The sequence below is a fragment of the Streptomyces sp. NPDC002076 genome (assembly GCF_053593835.1).
The window spans coordinates 357140-373451 of sequence record NZ_JBSFDI010000006.1; the positions used below are offsets into that span (position 1 = coordinate 357140).

Here is a 16312-nt window from a genome sequence, read left to right on the forward strand (position 1 = left end):
GCCACCGTGCCGCTCCCGCTCGGTACGCTTGCGCGCATGTACGGCTACGACCAGAACGTCGGTGCTCAGCAGCAGTACGCCGCACCCCAGCAGCCGATGGCCGGCGGCTACGGGCAGCAGCCGCCGCTGTATCCCGAGCCGTCCCCGCCCTCCCTCGCGGACGCGGTGCGTGCCTTCACCACCGGGCAGATGTCCGCCGAGGACTTCCAGCAGATCTTCGCCACGTCGAAGGTGTACTGCCCGCGTGGCGACACCCCCGGCTTCCTCGCCCTGCACAACACCCAGCAGCCGGTGATCCCGATGTTCACCTCGCTCAAGGAGCTGCGCCGGTACGCGGGCAAGGAGTCCAAGTACTTCGTGATCACCGGCGCCGAGGTGATCGACCTGCTGCCCACCGGATACGGCTTCGTCCTGGACATGGAGGGCGAGCACCGGATGGTCTTCGACGCGAAGGCGGTCGAGCAGATGGTCGACTTCGCCATGCGGCGGATGTACGGCTAGCCGGCCGTGCCGCACGGACGCCGGCTCTGGTGGGCCGGGGGTGGGGTCTTCGCGCTGACGGCGTGCGTGCTGGGGATCGCCGGAGGCGTGGCGTCCGTCGTCGTCTGGTTCTGCGTCCCGGCCCTGGCCGCCTGCGGCTGCCTGTCCACGGTGAGCGGCTGGCGGCTGGTGCGCGCGGCCTGGGTGCTGCGCACGCAGGGGGTCGCGGCGGAGGGGCGGCTGGAGTCCTTCCGTGAGATCGGCACCGAGAACGGGCCTCTGACGCGCTATGTGTACGCCTAGACGGATGCCCGAGGGACGCGGCGCGAGTGTGTGGGTACGGACACGGGCGGTGCCGCATGGGTGCGGATCCTGTACGACCCCGCGGACCCCGACGGGAGCGGTCAGGTCGGAACCGGTACCGCGGGAATGCTCGTCTTCGGCGTCGTCCTGCTGCTGGTGGCCGGTGTTCCGGTCCTGGTGGGCAGTGCCGGGGCGGCCGCGTTCGCGGTGACGTCCGCCTTTGTGTGAGCCCCATGCCGTGGAGCCCGGAGGGAATTCCCTCCGGGCTCGTTCTGTTGGGGGTGGCAGAAAGTTCAACGCTCAACTAAAGTGAGCGCACAAGGAGGTACCGACCATGCCTGCAGTGACCGTCGAGAACCCGTTGACCCTGCCCCGCGTGACCGCTCCCGCCGACGCGGTGGCGCGTCCGGTGCTCGCCGTCACGACCGCTCCGAGCGGTTTCGAGGGCGAGGGCTTCCCGGTGCGCCGGGCGTTCGCGGGGATCAACTACCGCCACCTCGACCCGTTCATCATGATGGACCAGATGGGCGAGGTGGAGTACGCGCCGGGCGAGCCCAAGGGCACCCCCTGGCACCCGCACCGCGGCTTCGAGACCGTCACCTACATCATCGACGGGGTCTTCGACCACCAGGACTCCCAGGGTGGTGGCGGCACCATCACCAACGGCGACACGCAGTGGATGACGGCGGGCTCCGGTCTGCTGCACATCGAGGCGCCGCCGGAGTCCCTCGTCGTGTCCGGCGGTCTCTTCCACGGCCTGCAGCTGTGGGTGAACCTCCCGGCCAAGGACAAGATGATGGCCCCGCGCTACCAGGACATCCGCGGCGGCAACGTCCAGCTGCTGACGACTCCGGACGGCGGGGCGCTGCTGCGGGTCATCGCGGGTGAGCTGGACGGCCACAAGGGTCCGGGCATCACGCACACCCCGATCACGATGATCCACGCGACCGTCGCGCCGGGCGCCGAGGTCACCCTGCCCTGGCGGGAGGACTTCAACGGTCTGGCCTACGTCCTCGCGGGCCGCGGCAGCGTCGGTACGGACCGTCGGCCGATCCACCTCGGGCAGACCGCGGTGTTCGGCGCCGGGTCCTCGCTGACCGTGCGCGCGGACGAGAAGCAGGACTCCCGCACGCCGGACCTGGAGGTCGTCCTGCTCGGCGGACAGCCGATCCGTGAGCCCATGGCCCACTACGGCCCGTTCGTCATGAACACCAAGGAAGAGCTGATGCAGGCCTTCGAGGACTTCCAGAAGGGGCGGCTGGGGACGGTTCCGGCGGTGCACGGGATGAGCGGCGAGGGACCGCAGTCCTGAAACCGGGTCGGCTGGGAAGGCCGGCGACCGCCCGAGACGCCCGGGGCGGCGACACCGCGGGCTAGGCCGAGGGCGTTGGTGTTCTCGCCGAGGCGTTCTCCTGGGCGATGCGGCGTAGTGCGGCCATTGCGGTGTCGCCCAGGACTGTGCCCAGTACCACGGTCTCGATCTTGCCGTCGACGGTCGGTACGCGGGCCACGGTGGCCAGCTCGGACTCGGCGAGGCGGGCGGCCGCCGAGGCGTACTCGTCGAGCAGCGCCAGCAGATCGTCCCGGCCCAGGTCCCGGTACGTCACGACGAGCTGCACCAGCGTCGCCCAGCCGGGGTTCCTCGGCCGGGCCGTCCAGCCGTGCCGGCGCATCAGCTCGGCCACGTCCGCCTCGGCCCGCTCGCGGTCCTGCGGGGTGCCCCGGTCCCCGGCGGTCCGGCTGACCGCGGACTGGGCGACACCGAGCATCGAGTGGACGGTGCGGTCCGGAGCGTCCATCCGGGCGAGCACCTGGCCGACCGCGGTCACGGACATGCCGCCGACCTCCAGCATCGCCCGGATGAGCTTCAGCCTGCGGACGTGGGTGTCGTCGTACCGGACCTGGTTGGGGCTGGTGCGCTCGCCGGGCGGCAGCAGGCCCTCCCGTGCGTAGAACTTGATCGTCGGAACCGGGACCCCGGTGCGCTGCGCCAGCTCTCCGATACGCATGGGGCGAGGATACGAGCCTCCCTGCCCGCCGGAGCGGCACCTCACCCGCCCGGCCCCGTGCGGCAGGACACCGGTCGGCGCCCATGATCCGCTGGACGCGTGCAGCTGTTGCCCGACCCCGTTCGACGCCTCGCCGCCTGGTGTGCAGTGCTGCTGCTCGTCGCAGGGGTGGGCTGGGTCGGGGTGCGGCTGTGCGGGGAGTTCCGTACGGCCGTCACCCCGGTGCTGCTCGCCCTGCTCGGTACCGCGCTGCTCGGCCCGCTGTACCGGCGACTCGTGCGCACCGGGGTGCAGGCCTCCGTGGCGGCCGGGCTCACCTGTGTCGCCGTCGTGGCCGTCGTCGGCGGTGCCGTGTACATCGTCGTCGCCGCGCTCATCGACACCGGCGACCAGATCATCGCCTCGCTGCGGGACGCCGCCAAGGGTGTCGCACAGCACTTCGGGGCGGCCGGCACCGGTCTCGACGACCTCGCAGCGAACTCGCGCAAGCTGCTGAGCAAGTTCGGGGGCACGGCCGCGTCCAACGTCATCAGCGGGGTCAGCGTCGTCGGCGAGTCCATCGCCATGGCCGTGCTCGCCCTGCTGCTCGTCTTCTTCTTCCTGCGCGATTCCCACCGGGCCGTGGAGGTCCTGCGGGCCGTCGCGCCCGGCGGCACCGCCGACACCCTGGAGGCCGTCGCCCGGCGGGCCTTCGAGGCGGTCGAGGGGTTCATGCGCGGGACGACCCTCATCGCGCTCATCGACGCCGTGTGCATCACCGTCGGCCTGCTGGTCCTACGGGTGCCCGGCGCGATCGGGCTGGGCGCGCTCGTCTTCGTCGGCGCCTACATCCCCTACCTCGGTGCCTTCATCTCCGGCGCGGTGGCCGTCCTGGTCGCCCTCGCCGACCGCGGCTTCGTCATCGCGCTGTGGGCGCTCGGGCTGGTCCTCGCCGTGCAGGTGCTGGAGGGGCATGTGCTGCAGCCGGTCATCCAGAGCCGGACCGTGCAGATGCACCCGGCCGTGGTGATGCTCGCCATCACCGCCGGGGCGTCCGTCGCGGGGATCCTCGGAATGCTGCTCGCGGTCCCGCTGACGGCGGCCGCCTTCGGGGTCGTACAGGAGCTGCGGACGCGTTACGCGGCGCCCTCCGACGCATCCTCCGGTTCGCCGACCTCCGACGCATCACCGCCCGGCGCGTCACCCTCCGGCCCGGCGTCCCCCGACGCATCGCCGTCCGGTTCATCGCCGGTCAGTACGCCGCCTCCCGCCACGCCCCCCTCGGACGCGCCGCCCTCCGACGCATCCCCGGACGCACCCCCGGACTCGTAGAGCTCGAACCAGATGCTCTTGCCCTCGCCGCGCGGGTTCACCCCCCAGGCGTCCGCGAGCAGCTCGATCAGCATCAGGCCGCGGCCCGAGGAGGCCAGCTCGCCGGGGTGGCGCTTGTGCGGCAGGTCGTCGCCCGCGTCGGTGACCTCCACCCGCAGCCCGCGCACCCCCGCCTCGCCGGTCACCTCGGCGAGCAGCAGCGCGTCGGTGTCGGTGTGGACGAGGACATTGGTGACCATCTCGGAGACCAGGAGCACCGCCGAGTCGACCTGCTCGGGCGAGGCCCAGTCGTGCAGCAGCTCGCGCAGATGCCGGCGGGCCTCGGCGATCCGGTCCGGCTCGTCCTGCTGCACCGACAGCAGGGTGCGCCGTACCGCGGCCCGTACGGCGCCCTCCAGCGGCCTGCCCAGCAGCAGCAGCGCGATGTCGTCCTCGCGGCGGTCGGCCAGGGGGCCGGTGGTGTGGTGGGAGGACGGCCCGTGCACGCCCTGCACCAGCGCGTCGGCCAGCGACTCCAGATCGACCCCGTCGTCCCCCGGGTGCGCCTCCAGGATCGTGCGCAGCCGGTGCCAGCCGCTGTCCATGTCGTGTCCGCCGGTCTCGATCAGGCCGTCGGTGCAGAGCATCAGCGTCTCGCCGGGTTCCAGGGTGAACCGGGTCGTCGGGTAGTCCGCGTCCGGGTCCACGCCCAACGGCGGCCCGCCGGCCGTCGGCCGCATCATCACCGTGCCGTCGGCCATCCGGATCGCGGGGTGCGGGTGCCCGGCGCGGGCGATCTCCAGCACCCCGGTCGCCGGGTCGGCCTCCACGTACACGCAGGTCGCGAAGCGGATGTCGGTCATCTGGTCGTCGTGGGTGATGCCGTGCAGGAACCGGGAGGCGCGGGTGAGCACGGCGTCCGGGCGGTGGCCCTCGGCGGCGTAGGCGCGCAGGGCGATGCGCAGCTGTCCCATGAGGCCCGCGGCCCGTACGTCATGGCCCTGGACGTCTCCCATGGCCAGCGCGAAACGACCGGAGGGCAGCGGGATCATGTCGTACCAGTCGCCGCCGACCTGGAGACCGCCGCCGGTCGGTATGTACCGGGCGGCCATCTGCATGCCGGGGATCTCCGGGCCGAGCGTGGGCAGCATGGAGCGCTGCAGGCCGTCCGTCAGCTCCCGCTCCGATTCGGTGACCTCCGCCCGGGACAGTGCCTGGGCGAGCATCCGGGCCACCGTGGTCAGCACGGCCCGCTCGTCGGGCGTGAACGCCACCGGATAGGCGAAGGCCGCCATCCAGGCGCCCATCGTGCGTCCGGCCACGGTCAGCGGCAGGAAGGCCCACGAGCGGCGGCCGAAGTGCCGGGCGAGCGGCCAGGTCGCCGGGTAGCGGGTCTTGTACTCCTGGGGCGAGGACAGATACACCGCGCGGCCGGTGCGAACGACCTCGGCCGCCGGATAGTCGGTGCTCAGCGGCATGTTCGAGAAGGGGTTCATGGCGCCGGGCTGGTGCCCGTGCTGGCCGGTGATCGTCAGCCGGTCGCCCTCCGCGCCGAACACCACGAGCCCGTCCGGGGAGAACCCCGGCATCGACAGGCCGCCGGCCACCCGCAGCACCTCTGCGGTGGACCGTGCCTCCGCCAGCGCCCGGCCCGCGTCCAGCAGGAACGCCTCCCGCGAGCGCCGCCAGTCGCCGGTGACCGCGCTGCGGGCGGCCCGGGTGCCCGGGGTCGGCTCGGTGACCTCCTGGAGGGTGCCGATCAGCTCGTACGCCCGCCGCTCGGGATCGAAGGACGGCTTGGACCGGCTGCGGACCACCCGCAGGACGTTCCCCTGCTCGTCCATGATCCGGATGCGCACCTCGGCGAGCGTGCCCTCGTCGACCGCCAGCGGGACCACACCGGTGATCTCGTTCCAGTCCTCCGGGTGCAACCGGGCCCGGGTCTGGACCTCCGTGAGGGTGGTCGGCTCCGCGGGCAGCCCGAGCAGCCGCGCCGCCTCCGCGTCCACGGTGACCAGTCGGGCGGCCGTGTCCCAGTGCCACAGCCCGGTCGCGAGGGCGGCGAGGACATCTCCGACGGACGGGAGGGGCTCGCCTGTACGCATTCGCCCACTTTAAGAAGGTCTGACCGATAGCTGCCACCGTAGGAAAGAAGGATCCCGCGTTCCGGACACTCGGAGGATCCTCCAGTGCGACGCGGGGACGGCGCGGGAAATGGTGGGGAGCCGATCTTTGGCTGCCCGGTACCCTTGATGGGTCCGGGCCCCGTGCCCGTTCTCGCCGGGGAGAGCACCCCTCCCCCGCAGACCCACACACGAAGGACGATGAACGACGATGCATCGGTACAGGTCCCACACCTGCGGCCAGCTCCGCGCCTCTGACGTCGGCACCGACGTCCGGCTGAGTGGCTGGCTGCACAATCGGCGCGACCTGGGCGGCATCCTCTTCATCGATCTGCGCGATCACTACGGCATCACGCAGCTGGTGGCCCGCCCCGGCACGCCCGCGTACGAGGCCCTGGACAAGATCTCCAAGGAGTCCACGGTCCGCGTCGACGGCCGCGTTGTTTCACGTGGAACCGAGAACATCAACCCCGACCTGCCCACCGGCGAGATCGAGGTCGAGGTGGCAGAGGTCGAGTTGCTGGGCGCCGCCGCGCCGCTGCCGTTCACGATCAACACCGAGGACGGGGTCAACGAGGAGCGGCGCCTGGAGTACCGCTTCCTGGACCTGCGCCGTGAGCGCATGCACCGCAACATCCTGCTGCGTACGTCGGTGATCTCGGCGATCCGCCACAAGATGGCGGCGATGGGCTTCAACGAGATGGCGACGCCGATCCTGAGCGCAACCTCCCCGGAGGGCGCCCGCGACTTCGTCGTCCCCTCCCGCCTGCACCCCGGCAAGTTCTACGCGCTGCCGCAGGCCCCGCAGCAGTTCAAGCAGCTGCTGATGATCTCCGGCTTCGACCGCTACTTCCAGATCGCGCCCTGCTTCCGCGACGAGGACGCCCGCGCCGACCGCTCGCCGGGCGAGTTCTACCAGCTCGACGTCGAGATGAGCTTCGTCGAGCAGGAGGACGTCTTCCAGCCGATCGAGCAGCTCATGACCGAACTGTTCGAGGAGTTCGGCAACGGCCGCCATGTCACGTCTCCCTTCCCGCGGATCCCGTTCCGCGAGGCGATGCTGAAGTACGGCTCCGACAAGCCGGACCTGCGCGCCAAGCTGGAGCTGGTCGACATCACCGATGTCTTCGAGGGCTCGGAGTTCAAGGCGTTCGCCGGCAAGCATGTGCGCGCGCTGCCCGTCCCGGCCGTCCAGGACCAGCCGCGCAAGTTCTTCGACCAGCTCGGCGAGTTCGCCATCTCGCTGGGCGCCAAGGGTCTGGCCTGGGTCCGTGTCGGCGAGGACGGCGCGCTGTCCGGCCCGATCGCGAAGTTCCTCACCGAGGAGAACGTCGCCGAGCTGACCAAGCGCCTGTCGCTGGCCCCCGGCCACGCGGTCTTCTTCGGCGCGGGCGAGTTCGACGAGGTCTCCAAGATCATGGGCGCGGTCCGCGTCGAGGCCGCCAAGCGAGGCGGCCACTTCGAGGAGGGCGTCTTCCGCTTCTGCTGGATCGTCGACTTCCCGATGTACGAGAAGGACGAGGAGACCGGCGCGATCGACTTCTCGCACAACCCCTTCTCCATGCCGCAGGGCGGTCTGGAGGCCCTGGAGACCCAGGACCCGCTGGACATCCTGGGCTGGCAGTACGACATCGTCTGCAACGGTGTCGAGCTGTCCTCCGGCGCCATCCGGAACCACGAGCCGGAGATCATGCTCAAGGCCTTCGAGATCGCGGGCTACGACCGTGAGACCGTCGAGGAGAAGTTCGCCGGCATGCTCCGCGCGTTCCGCTTCGGCGCCCCGCCACACGGCGGCATCGCCCCCGGCGTGGACCGCATCGTCATGCTCCTCGCGGACGAGCCCAACATCCGCGAGACGATCGCCTTCCCGCTCAACGGCAACGCCCAGGACCTGATGATGGGCGCCCCGACCGAGCTGGAGGAGGCCCGCCTGCGCGAGCTGCACCTGAACATCAGGAAGCCGCAGCCGAAGTAGTACGGCACAGGATTCATGGGAGAGGAGAGGCCCGGAACCCCGGTGGGGTTCCGGGCCTCTCCTCTTCAGTCCCCGGCTTCCCCGTCCTCCTCGTCCGGGGAAGCGCCGTCCTCCAGCCGGCGCTCGGCGATGTCGTCGGACCAGTGCTGAGCCCAGGCGCGCAGGGCGGTGACCTGCTCCTGCGTCAGGCCGTACCGGATGAAGTCCGCGTCGGAGTAGAAGTCCGTACCCGTCAGCCGGGACTGCAGCGTGGGCAGATCGAAGGGATCATGGGCGTGCCGGCGGCCCAGCTCCTCCAGATCAGGGAACGAGAACCGGGCGGCCGCGGCCTGCGCGTCCACCAGATCGACGGCGGCGCCACGGTCGTACAGCGCACGGATCTTCGTCCCCACGGCGTCCTCCAGGGAGAGCGCGGGACCGTACTCGGTCAGCTCCGGCGGCTGCCAGAACGCCTCCTTGTGCAGGGTGAGGACGCACGGCTCGCCGGTCGGCGGGTCCGTCACCGTCAGCTGCGCGGTGAGCGCGGTGAGCGCTCCGGTTTGCACCTGCCGACCCCGCGCCTCCAGGGCTGCGCCGACGGCATACGCCATCCGGTCGGTTGGCTCCGGGCCCTCCGTCGCGAGGTCCACGTTCCCGTGCGGCCGTTCGAGCAGTCCATGGGCCTGGAGCGCATAGCCTCCGGCCAGGACCAGGGAGAAGGGCGTGCCCAGCGTCAGGGCGGTGCTGATGAGGCGGAGATGGGCTTCGGGGTGGTTCACCGGGCGGCCGGGCGGGTTCGTAGGAGCATGGTCGGAGTTCCTCCTGGGCGCTCGGCACCGAGTGGACGGGCCAGGCAAGTCAGGCAGGCTCGGTGGTGCCTTCCGGCGCGTCCGTTGCCTCGGTGAACAGGTCCTCCGCCCGCGTGACCGTGCCGGCCCGGTCGAGCCAGTCGTTGAGACGGTCGAGGTCGGTGCAGGTGGTGATGCGCTCGCGGACGGCGTCGGAGACGGCGAGGCCGCGCACCTCAAGGACGCGGAGGATCCCCTTTGCCTCGCCTGCTGCCTTGCCCTCCGCCTTGCCCTCTGCCTTTCCTTGGAGGTACGCCGTCTCACGGACCGTTCCCCGGCCGGGGAAGTAGGTGACGAAAGAAGACATGATGTCCTTCCATTTCTCTCCGGCCGGGCTGCCGGCCAGGTTGACGTCAAGGAACTCGTAGAAGTAGTCGGCGGTCTCGGGGTCGGCTTTCTGGACTTCCAGGAGGGCGCGGTTGATTGCGTCCAGTATGGCGTCGGCGTCGCGGCTGCGGGCATGTGCCAGCGCCGAGAGCATCGCCAGCGCCAGGTTCTTCGCCACCGTTCGGGAGTCGCTGATCACCGGCAGGTTGTGCGGCCCGGCGACCAGCGGAAAGGTCCGCTGAGCCGTCCAGCCCCGCACTCCGCAGTCGAGGGGGCCGGCTGCCCAATTGGCCGTGGCCCGGTCCTGACAGACGACGAGAAGCAGCACGGGCAGGTTGTACTTCGCCTGGAGGTAGGCGACGTAGTACGCCCAGCTGGACGCCTTGGCCTCACTCTTCTTCGACTGCGACTCGATGGCGAGGATGAAGTCGTCCCCGTCGGACGGACCGATGCGCAGCACCGTGTCCACGCGGCGCTCCAGCGGCTTGGCCTCCGTCACGTCGGTGGCGATGGCGTCCACGGTCGCCTTTCCGGTTAACGGGACGCCGAGCACCTCGAACACGGGCCTCAGGACCTCGGGCCGCTCCTGGAAGATGCGGTGCATGCCCTCGTGGGCTGAAGTGACCATGGGGGCAACATATGGGCGGGTGATGGGCGGCCTGCCCCGACATCGAGAGGCGTTCACTCTTTCGAGGATCGGAGAAACGTTCATTTCGGGCCGAGATTGTTTCCCGCTCGCTGTCACATTCGTCGGCGTGGCGGTGTCAGAGAGCTGTCCGCACCTTCGAAACGTCTCTCCGGGAGTTGGTCATGCACACCGCCCACATTGTCGTCACCCTGATCGCCGCGCTGATGGCCGGGTTCTCGGGGGCCGTGCTGCTCATGCGGGCCCAGTGGATCGTCAAGGCGCTCACCGACTACCGGGTGCCGCGGAGCTGGTGGACCCTGCTCGGCGTGGCCAAGGCCGCCGGGGCCGTGGGGTTGGTGGTCGGGTTGTTCGTGCCGGTGATCGGCGTGGCGGCCGGGATCGGGCTCGTCGTCTACTTCCTCGGTGCCGCCGTCACCGTGGCCCGCGCCCGCTGGTACTCCCACATCCCCTTCCCGCTCGTCTACGCGGCCCCCGTCGTCGGCGCGCTCGTCCTCGGGTACGCCGCCTGAGCCGGAATTTCCCTTCGCGAGGCGGCAACTTCCTTGTCCACGGCGGCCACTGAGGAGTCGTAAGGCATGTTCAGCACACCTTTGAGGACTCCTCCGTGGCTGCTCCCTCCCACCGCCGGTCCCTCCGCAAGCGGCGCACCCTCGCCGTGTCCGCCGCCGTCGTGGCCGCGGGCGTCGATGCCGGGGTGTTCGTGATGAACGCGAACGCGACCGCCCAAGATCAAGACGACCATGAACTGGAGCCGACACTCACCGCGGGCCTGACGTCCGCGAAGAACCTGCCGACGGAACTGGCGACCAGCACCGGCGCCGGCGTGCTGAAGTAACCCGGGCGACGTACACGGCGGGCCCGGGAAGAGGTTCTTCCCGGGCCCGCTGGGGCCGTCGGAGGCGTCAGCCCTGCTCGCCGCCGAAGCGCTCCTTGTACGCCGCCAGGTCCTCGTCGGTCAGCTTGGCGAAGAGGACCGGGGGGACCGTGAAGGGCGTGCCGGCCGGGACGGCGGTGAGGGACCTGGCCTCGGCCTCGGTGATCCAGGTGGCGGTGTCGTCCTGGAGGGAGAAGGCCTGGCGCATGGCGGCGGCCGTCGCCGGGATCAGCGGCTCGGAGACCACGGCGTACAGGTGGATCAGGTTCATCGCCGTACGCAGGGTGAGGGCCGCGGCGTCCTTGTCGGTCTTGATCTGCAGCCAGGGGGCCTTCTCCTCCAGGTAGGAGTTGCCCGCCGACCACAGGGCGCGCAGGGCCGCGGCGGCCTTGCGGAACTGCATGGTCTCCATGTGGCCCTCGTACTCGGCGAGGAGTTCGGCGATCTGCTCGCCGAGCTTCGTCTCGGCCTCGCCGGGGGTGCCGCCCGCGGGGACCTCCTCGCCGAAGCGCTTCTTCGAGAAGGACAGCACGCGGTTGACGAAGTTGCCGAGGGTGTCGGCGAGGTCCTTGTTGACCGTGGCGGTGAAGTGCTCCCAGGTGAAGGACGAGTCGTCCGACTCGGGCGCGTTGGCGATGAGGAAGTAGCGCCAGTAGTCGGCCGGGAGGATGTCCAGGGCCTGGTCGGTGAAGACGCCGCGCTTCTGGCTGGTGGAGAACTTGCCGCCGTAGTACGTCAGCCAGTTGAAGGCCTTGACGTAGTCCACCTTCTTCCAGGGCTCGCGCACGCCCAGCTCGGTGGCCGGGAACATGACGGTGTGGAAGGGGACGTTGTCCTTCGCCATGAACTCGGTGTAGCGGACCGGGTTCTCACCGGAGTCCGCGTCGTACCACCACGACTTCCAGTCGCGGTTCTCCGGGTCCTGGTCGGCCCACTCCTTGGTCGCGCCGATGTACTCGATCGGCGCGTCGAACCAGACGTAGAAGACCTTGCCCTCGGCGGCCAGCTCCGGCCAGGTGTCGGCCGGGACCGGGACGCCCCAGTCCAGGTCACGGGTGATCGCGCGGTCGTGCAGGCCCTCGGTCAGCCACTTGTGGGCGATGGAGGAGGCGAGCTGCGGCCAGTCCTTGTCGTGCCGGGCCACCCACTCGCGGACCTCGGTCTCCAGCTTGGACTGGAGGAGGAAGAGGTGCTTGGTCTCCCGCACCTCCAGGTCCGTGCTGCCGGAGATCGCCGAGCGCGGGTTGATCAGGTCGGTCGGGTCGAGCACCCGGGTGCAGTTCTCGCACTGGTCGCCGCGGGCCTTGTCGTAGCCGCAGTGGGGGCAGGTGCCCTCGACATAGCGGTCGGGGAGGAAACGGCCGTCGGCGGGGCTGTAGACCTGGCGGATCGCCCGCTCCTCGATGAAGCCGTTCTCGTTCAGCTTGCGGGCGAAGTGCTGGGTGATGTCGCGGTTCTCGGGGCTCGAGCTGCGGCCGAAGTAGTCGAACGCGAGGGCGAAGCCGTCGTAGACCGCCTTCTGCGCGTCGTGCGCCTGGGCGCAGAACTGGTCGACCGGCAGGCCCTGCTCCTTCGCGGCCAGCTCGGCCGGGGTGCCGTGCTCGTCGGTGGCGCAGATGTACAGGACGTCGTGGCCGCGCTGGCGGAGGTACCGGGAGTACACGTCCGCCGGGAGCATGGACCCCACCATGTTGCCCAGGTGCTTGATCCCGTTGATGTACGGAAGGGCGCTGGTGATGAGGTGTCGAGCCATCGTGGCTGCTCCCAGGTCGCTGCTTTTCTGCGGTTTCGAACCTTGAAATCGTAGCCGACATGGGTGGGCCGCCCGTTTCCCATTTTGCAGAGTGGGAAGCGGGCGGCCCGGCGTCACTGAGGGTGACTGTCCGTCGCGGGTCGTCCGTGTTACGGGCGCCAGGAGGCGAGGACGCCCTCGTACAGCTCCGCATCGGTCAGCTCGCGGGGGGTGGGGCCCGCGTGGAAGAAGGAGGCGTTGGCTGTCTTGAGTTTGCGGAGGTAGTCGAAGGCCTTGTTGTCGTGCTCTCCGAAGGCGACGAAGGAGAAGAAGACGGCGGGGTGGGTGTCCGCCGCGGCGGTGAGGGCCTGGGTCGCGGGGGTCTTCGCGTCCGGGGCGCCGTCGGTCTGGAAGACGACGAGGGCGGGGGTGGCGGAGGTGGCGTCCTTCTCGTACTCGTCGTAGTGGGCGAGTACGGCCTCTACGGCGGCGTGGTAGCTGGTACGGCCCATGCGGCCGAGGCCGGCGTGCACGTCGTCGATCTTGGTCTCGTGGTCCGGGGTGAGGGTGAGGTCGGTGGTGCCGTCGATCTCCGTGGAGAAGAAGACGGTGTGGACCGTGGCCTCGGGGTCCAGGTGGGCGGCGAGGGCGAGGGTCTGGTCGGCGAGGGCCTGGGCGGAGCCGTCCTTGTAGTACGGGCGCATGCTCGCGGAGCGGTCGAGGACGAGGTAGATCTTGGCGCGGGTGCCGGTGAGGTCGGTTCTCTTCAGGGCGGCTGTGGCGGCCTTGTAGGCGGTGGCGAGGGAGGGCGTGCGGGACTTGACCTTGGCGAGGGTGGTGGCCGACGACGGCGTGGGGGCCGGTTCGTCCGCCTCGGCTTCGCCTTCGGCGTCGGTGTTCCCACCCGCACCACCCGTGCGGGTTTCGTCGTCGGCTGCGGGTGCCTCCGGCGTGGGGGCGGGTTCGTTCGCCTCGGCTTCGCCTTCGGCGTCGGTGTTCCCACCCGCACCACCCGTGCGGCTTTCGTCGTCGGCTGCGGGTGGCCCCTGTGGGGTGTCCTCGCCGTCGGCGGCTTGCGGGGCGGTCGTCTCGTCGGTCGGTACGGCCATCTCCTCCGCCGTCACCGACACCGCCTCGACGGCCTCCTGCGCCTCGGCCTCTGACGTCTCTGCGCCCTCCGGCTCGGGCTGCGCCTCGGCCTCTGGCGCGGCGGGCTCCGGCTCGGGCTGCGCCTCGGCCTCTGACATCTCGGCGGGCTGGGGCTCGGGCTGCTCTTCGGCCTCGGCGGTCTCTTCGGCCTTCGGCTCGGGCTGTGTCTCCAAGGCCTCCGCGAGCTCGGGCTGCTCTTCGGCCTCGGTCGTCTCGGCGGGCTGGGGCTCGGCCTGCTTCTCGGCCTCTGTCGGCTCGGTGGCCGGCTCCTCGGCCGTCGGCTCGGTCTTCTGTTCCTGCTCCGGCTTCGCAGTGTCGTCGAGGTGCGCCGGTTCCGGGTCGCCCTCTGCCGGGCGGGGGACCTTTACGTTGTTGAAGGCCGCTGTCACCAGGTGGTGTTCCTCGGGGGAGGAGCGGCGGGGTTCGGGGACGGTGGCGTCGGCGGTGGGCTGAGGGGTCTCCGGTTGCGCCGGCAGGCGGTCGGCACCCTCTGCCTCGGTGGCTCGTCCCTTGCGGGAGCGGCTGAATGCGTTCCGCAGGAGAGTGAGAATGCCCATGTGTGCAACCCTTCGCGTGAGTTGATCCACGTCGATCCCTGGCCAGGACGGACACGTAAGGTTAGCGAAGCACTCAGTGGGGGGATGCGATCGACCGGGCCGCTGCCACCTCCTGGCGGAGCGGCTCCAGGACACTGCCCGCGGGACCGGTGAGGTCAGTGCGGACCGGGGTCAGGGTTTCGGCGTCCCGTACGCCCTCCGAAAGCTCCCGGAGCTGTAGGACCACCTGGGTGATCTCGGCCGTGGACGGGGGCGCCGCCCCGTGCCGTACGCGCACGCGCGCCGCCGTCGTCGCGTCGACGATCCGTTCCACCGCCACGACCAGCGGCCACCACGCGGCCGCGCGGCGGCCGGTCGGCGGTGGTTCGGTCAGGGCCCGCTGGAACTCCGTACGGATCACCGACAGGTCGCGATAGAGGCGGCGGCGCATGCGGGCGCGGGCGGCCGGGTCGCAGTCGGGGGCGAACGCCGTCTCCACGTACCGCGCCGTGTCCGCCACCGCGTCGGCCAGGCGGTCGCCGACCCTGGTGCGCCAGCTCTCCGGCCAGAGGAGGTAGCCGGCGGTCAGGGCGATCGCGCAGCCGAGGAGCGAGTCCGTCAGGCGGGGCAGGAGCAGAGCCGTGCCCTGGTGGTTCAGGATGTCCGAGAGGAGGAGGATCACCGGGGTGATGGCCGCCGTCTGGTAGCCGTAGCCGCGGGGGGTGAGCGCCGGGATCAGGGGGGCCAGGAGCAGCATCGCGAGGACGTCCCACCAGCCCAGCGGGACCTCCGCCAGGACCACCGCCGCGATCACCAGGCCCGCCACCGTGCCGAGGGCGCGCAGCAGGGCGCGGGAGAAGACCGAGCCGAAGTCGGGCTTCAGGACGAAGGTGATCGTCAGGGCCACCCAGTAGGAGCGGGGGACGGGGATCAGCGACACCAGGGCCTGGGCGATGCCGATGCAGACCGCGAGGCGCAGGCCGTAGCGCCAGGAGTTGGCCGAGAGCACGACGCTGCGGGCCGCTCTTGCCGTGCGGATGCCCAGCGCCGCGGGGCGGCCCAGGCGGTCGTCGATGCCCCGGGGGTCCACGTCGGGGGCCGTGACGACCTCGGCCGTGTGGCGCAGGGCGTGGTCCACCGCGCGGGCCGTCTCCGTCGCCGGTACCGGGAGGTCCAGGGCTATCGGGCCCGTGTAGCCCGTTTCGACGGCCTGAGCCAGGTGGTGGACCGTCTCGGGGATCCGGGCCGGCAGGGGGCGAGCCGCCAGATGAGCCGCGGGGGCCGCCTCCACCACCGGGATGATGGCGTTCAACTGGGCGAGGAGCCTGGTGAGTTCGCGGCTGCGGCCGTGGTGGCGGGCGCGCCGGGCCAGGATCAGGTCGTAGGACTGGTTGAGGGACTGGGTGACGGACCGGCGGGCCTCGTCGTACTCCTCGATGTGGGCCGTGCCGGAGACGGTGAGGAGCCCGGCGACCGCGCGGTACGCGGCCGCCACCGCCGCGCGCTCGGGCACGCCCGAGCGCAACGGCCAGGCCAGCAGGGCGAGGAGGAGGACCAGGAGGCCGCCGCCGGTCATCAGGGCCGGAGCCAGCCACCAGGGGTGCGGGAGGGGGAGGCCCGCGCCCACCACGCAGTTCAGGAGGAGGAGCAGACCCGAGACCGAGGCCACCGCGCCGATCGTGGAGATCATGCCGGAGAGCAGGGCGACCCCGGTCACCGTGGCCACCGCGTACCAGCCGTGGCCGTACACCAGCGCGCCCAGCGTCACACCGACCGCGCCGAAGAGCTGCGGGACGGCGATGTTGAGGATGCGCATGCGGTAGGCGTCGGCGGTGTCGCCGATGACGCCGGACAGGGCGCCCATGGAGGCGAGGGCGCCGTACGCCGGCGAGCCGGTGGCGAGGCCGATGGCGAGCGGCAGGGCCATGCCGACGGCGGCGCGGGCCATGGCGGCCTTGTTGACAGGGGCCTGCTGCGGGCGGAGGTTCCGGACCAGCCAGTCGGGAGGGGTGAGGCCGATGGGGAACTCTCGCGACAT

At 70.9% G+C, this 16312-nt stretch carries 14 protein-coding genes and 1 pseudogene; 8 read left to right on the top strand and 7 right to left on the bottom strand.

Annotated features, from left to right (window positions below):
- Positions 1–36: 36 nt before the first annotated feature.
- The 4 genes from ACWCQS_RS16105 (at position 37) to ACWCQS_RS16120 (ending at position 2095) form a co-directional block, all read left to right on the top strand.
- Complete coding sequence (locus ACWCQS_RS16105) at positions 37–501, top strand: SseB family protein (protein WP_031172737.1); 465 nt, start codon at positions 37–39, stop codon at positions 499–501.
- A 6-nt stretch (positions 502–507) separates the two neighbouring features.
- The gene (locus tag ACWCQS_RS16110) at positions 508–783 is read left to right on the top strand and encodes a hypothetical protein (RefSeq protein WP_451004985.1); all 276 of its coding nucleotides are present in this window, start codon (positions 508–510) and stop codon (positions 781–783) included.
- Between the two features lie 30 nt (positions 784–813).
- Positions 814–1011: a hypothetical protein gene (locus ACWCQS_RS16115; protein ID WP_451004986.1), complete on the top strand. Its 198-nt coding sequence runs from the start codon at positions 814–816 to the stop codon at positions 1009–1011.
- Between the two features lie 106 nt (positions 1012–1117).
- Positions 1118–2095 carry a pirin family protein gene (locus tag ACWCQS_RS16120; protein ID WP_451004987.1) on the top strand — a complete coding sequence of 326 codons (978 nt, stop codon included), beginning with the start codon at positions 1118–1120 and terminating at the stop codon, positions 2093–2095.
- A gap of 61 nt (positions 2096–2156) precedes the next feature.
- Here the strand turns inward: ACWCQS_RS16120 and ACWCQS_RS16125 are convergent, their stop codons facing one another.
- The gene (locus tag ACWCQS_RS16125; protein ID WP_451004988.1) at positions 2157–2792 is read right to left on the bottom strand and encodes a MerR family transcriptional regulator; all 636 of its coding nucleotides are present in this window, start codon (positions 2790–2792) and stop codon (positions 2157–2159) included.
- A gap of 99 nt (positions 2793–2891) precedes the next feature.
- On the opposite strand from ACWCQS_RS16125, the gene ACWCQS_RS16130 reads away from it, so the two are divergent.
- Positions 2892–4103: an AI-2E family transporter gene (locus ACWCQS_RS16130; protein WP_451004989.1), complete on the top strand. Its 1212-nt coding sequence runs from the start codon at positions 2892–2894 to the stop codon at positions 4101–4103.
- Here the strand turns inward: ACWCQS_RS16130 and ACWCQS_RS16135 are convergent.
- Positions 4070–6187 (bottom strand): annotated as a pseudogene (locus tag ACWCQS_RS16135) (SpoIIE family protein phosphatase); the annotation flags it as partial. The gene ACWCQS_RS16130 and the pseudogene ACWCQS_RS16135 overlap by 34 nt on opposite strands.
- Before the next feature lie 229 nt (positions 6188–6416).
- Between ACWCQS_RS16135 and aspS the strand changes: the two are divergent.
- Entirely contained in the window at positions 6417–8180 is a 1764-nt protein-coding gene (gene aspS, locus ACWCQS_RS16140) for an aspartate--tRNA ligase (RefSeq protein WP_451004990.1), read from the top strand.
- A gap of 65 nt (positions 8181–8245) precedes the next feature.
- On the opposite strand, the gene ACWCQS_RS16145 is transcribed toward aspS, so the two are convergent.
- On the bottom strand, positions 8246–8938 hold the full coding sequence (locus ACWCQS_RS16145) for a hypothetical protein (protein ID WP_451004991.1): 693 nt from the start codon (positions 8936–8938) through the stop codon (positions 8246–8248).
- 79 nt (positions 8939–9017) lie between these two features.
- Entirely contained in the window at positions 9018–9962 is a 945-nt protein-coding gene (locus ACWCQS_RS16150; RefSeq protein ID WP_451004992.1) for a hypothetical protein, read from the bottom strand.
- 182 nt (positions 9963–10144) lie between these two features.
- Here ACWCQS_RS16150 and ACWCQS_RS16155 point away from each other — a divergent pair, with 182 nt between their 5' ends.
- Positions 10145–10492: a DoxX family protein gene (locus tag ACWCQS_RS16155; RefSeq protein WP_451004993.1), complete on the top strand. Its 348-nt coding sequence runs from the start codon at positions 10145–10147 to the stop codon at positions 10490–10492.
- A 95-nt stretch (positions 10493–10587) separates the two neighbouring features.
- The gene (locus ACWCQS_RS16160) at positions 10588–10818 is read left to right on the top strand and encodes a hypothetical protein (RefSeq protein WP_451004994.1); all 231 of its coding nucleotides are present in this window, start codon (positions 10588–10590) and stop codon (positions 10816–10818) included.
- A gap of 67 nt (positions 10819–10885) precedes the next feature.
- On the opposite strand, the gene metG is transcribed toward ACWCQS_RS16160, so the two are convergent.
- The 3 genes from metG to ACWCQS_RS16175 all read right to left on the bottom strand — a co-directional run bounded on the left by metG (position 10886) and on the right by ACWCQS_RS16175 (position 16312).
- A complete protein-coding gene (gene metG, locus ACWCQS_RS16165) occupies positions 10886–12610 on the bottom strand; it encodes a methionine--tRNA ligase (RefSeq protein ID WP_451004995.1) in 1725 nt (574 codons plus the stop codon).
- A gap of 149 nt (positions 12611–12759) precedes the next feature.
- A complete protein-coding gene (locus ACWCQS_RS16170; RefSeq protein WP_451004996.1) occupies positions 12760–14295 on the bottom strand; it encodes a VWA domain-containing protein in 1536 nt (511 codons plus the stop codon).
- A 73-nt stretch (positions 14296–14368) separates the two neighbouring features.
- On the bottom strand, positions 14369–16312 hold the full coding sequence (locus tag ACWCQS_RS16175) for an FUSC family protein (RefSeq protein ID WP_451004997.1): 1944 nt from the start codon (positions 16310–16312) through the stop codon (positions 14369–14371).

What these genes read in the sequence shown, in the direction of transcription:
- ACWCQS_RS16125 (WP_451004988.1), bottom strand. Translation starts at nt 2,792, where the DNA reads ATGCGTATCGGAGAGCTGGCGCAGCGCACCGGGGTCCCGGTTCCGACG.
- ACWCQS_RS16105 (WP_031172737.1), top strand. Translation starts at nt 37, where the DNA reads ATGTACGGCTACGACCAGAACGTCGGTGCTCAGCAGCAGTACGCCGCA.
- ACWCQS_RS16155 (WP_451004993.1), top strand. Translation starts at nt 10,145, where the DNA reads ATGCACACCGCCCACATTGTCGTCACCCTGATCGCCGCGCTGATGGCC.
- ACWCQS_RS16120 (WP_451004987.1), top strand. Translation starts at nt 1,118, where the DNA reads ATGCCTGCAGTGACCGTCGAGAACCCGTTGACCCTGCCCCGCGTGACC.
- ACWCQS_RS16150 (WP_451004992.1), bottom strand. Translation starts at nt 9,962, where the DNA reads ATGGTCACTTCAGCCCACGAGGGCATGCACCGCATCTTCCAGGAGCGG.
- aspS (WP_451004990.1), top strand. Translation starts at nt 6,417, where the DNA reads ATGCATCGGTACAGGTCCCACACCTGCGGCCAGCTCCGCGCCTCTGAC.
- ACWCQS_RS16175 (WP_451004997.1), bottom strand. Translation starts at nt 16,312, where the DNA reads ATGTCGCGAGAGTTCCCCATCGGCCTCACCCCTCCCGACTGGCTGGTC.
- ACWCQS_RS16170 (WP_451004996.1), bottom strand. Translation starts at nt 14,295, where the DNA reads ATGGGCATTCTCACTCTCCTGCGGAACGCATTCAGCCGCTCCCGCAAG.
- metG (WP_451004995.1), bottom strand. Translation starts at nt 12,610, where the DNA reads ATGGCTCGACACCTCATCACCAGCGCCCTTCCGTACATCAACGGGATC.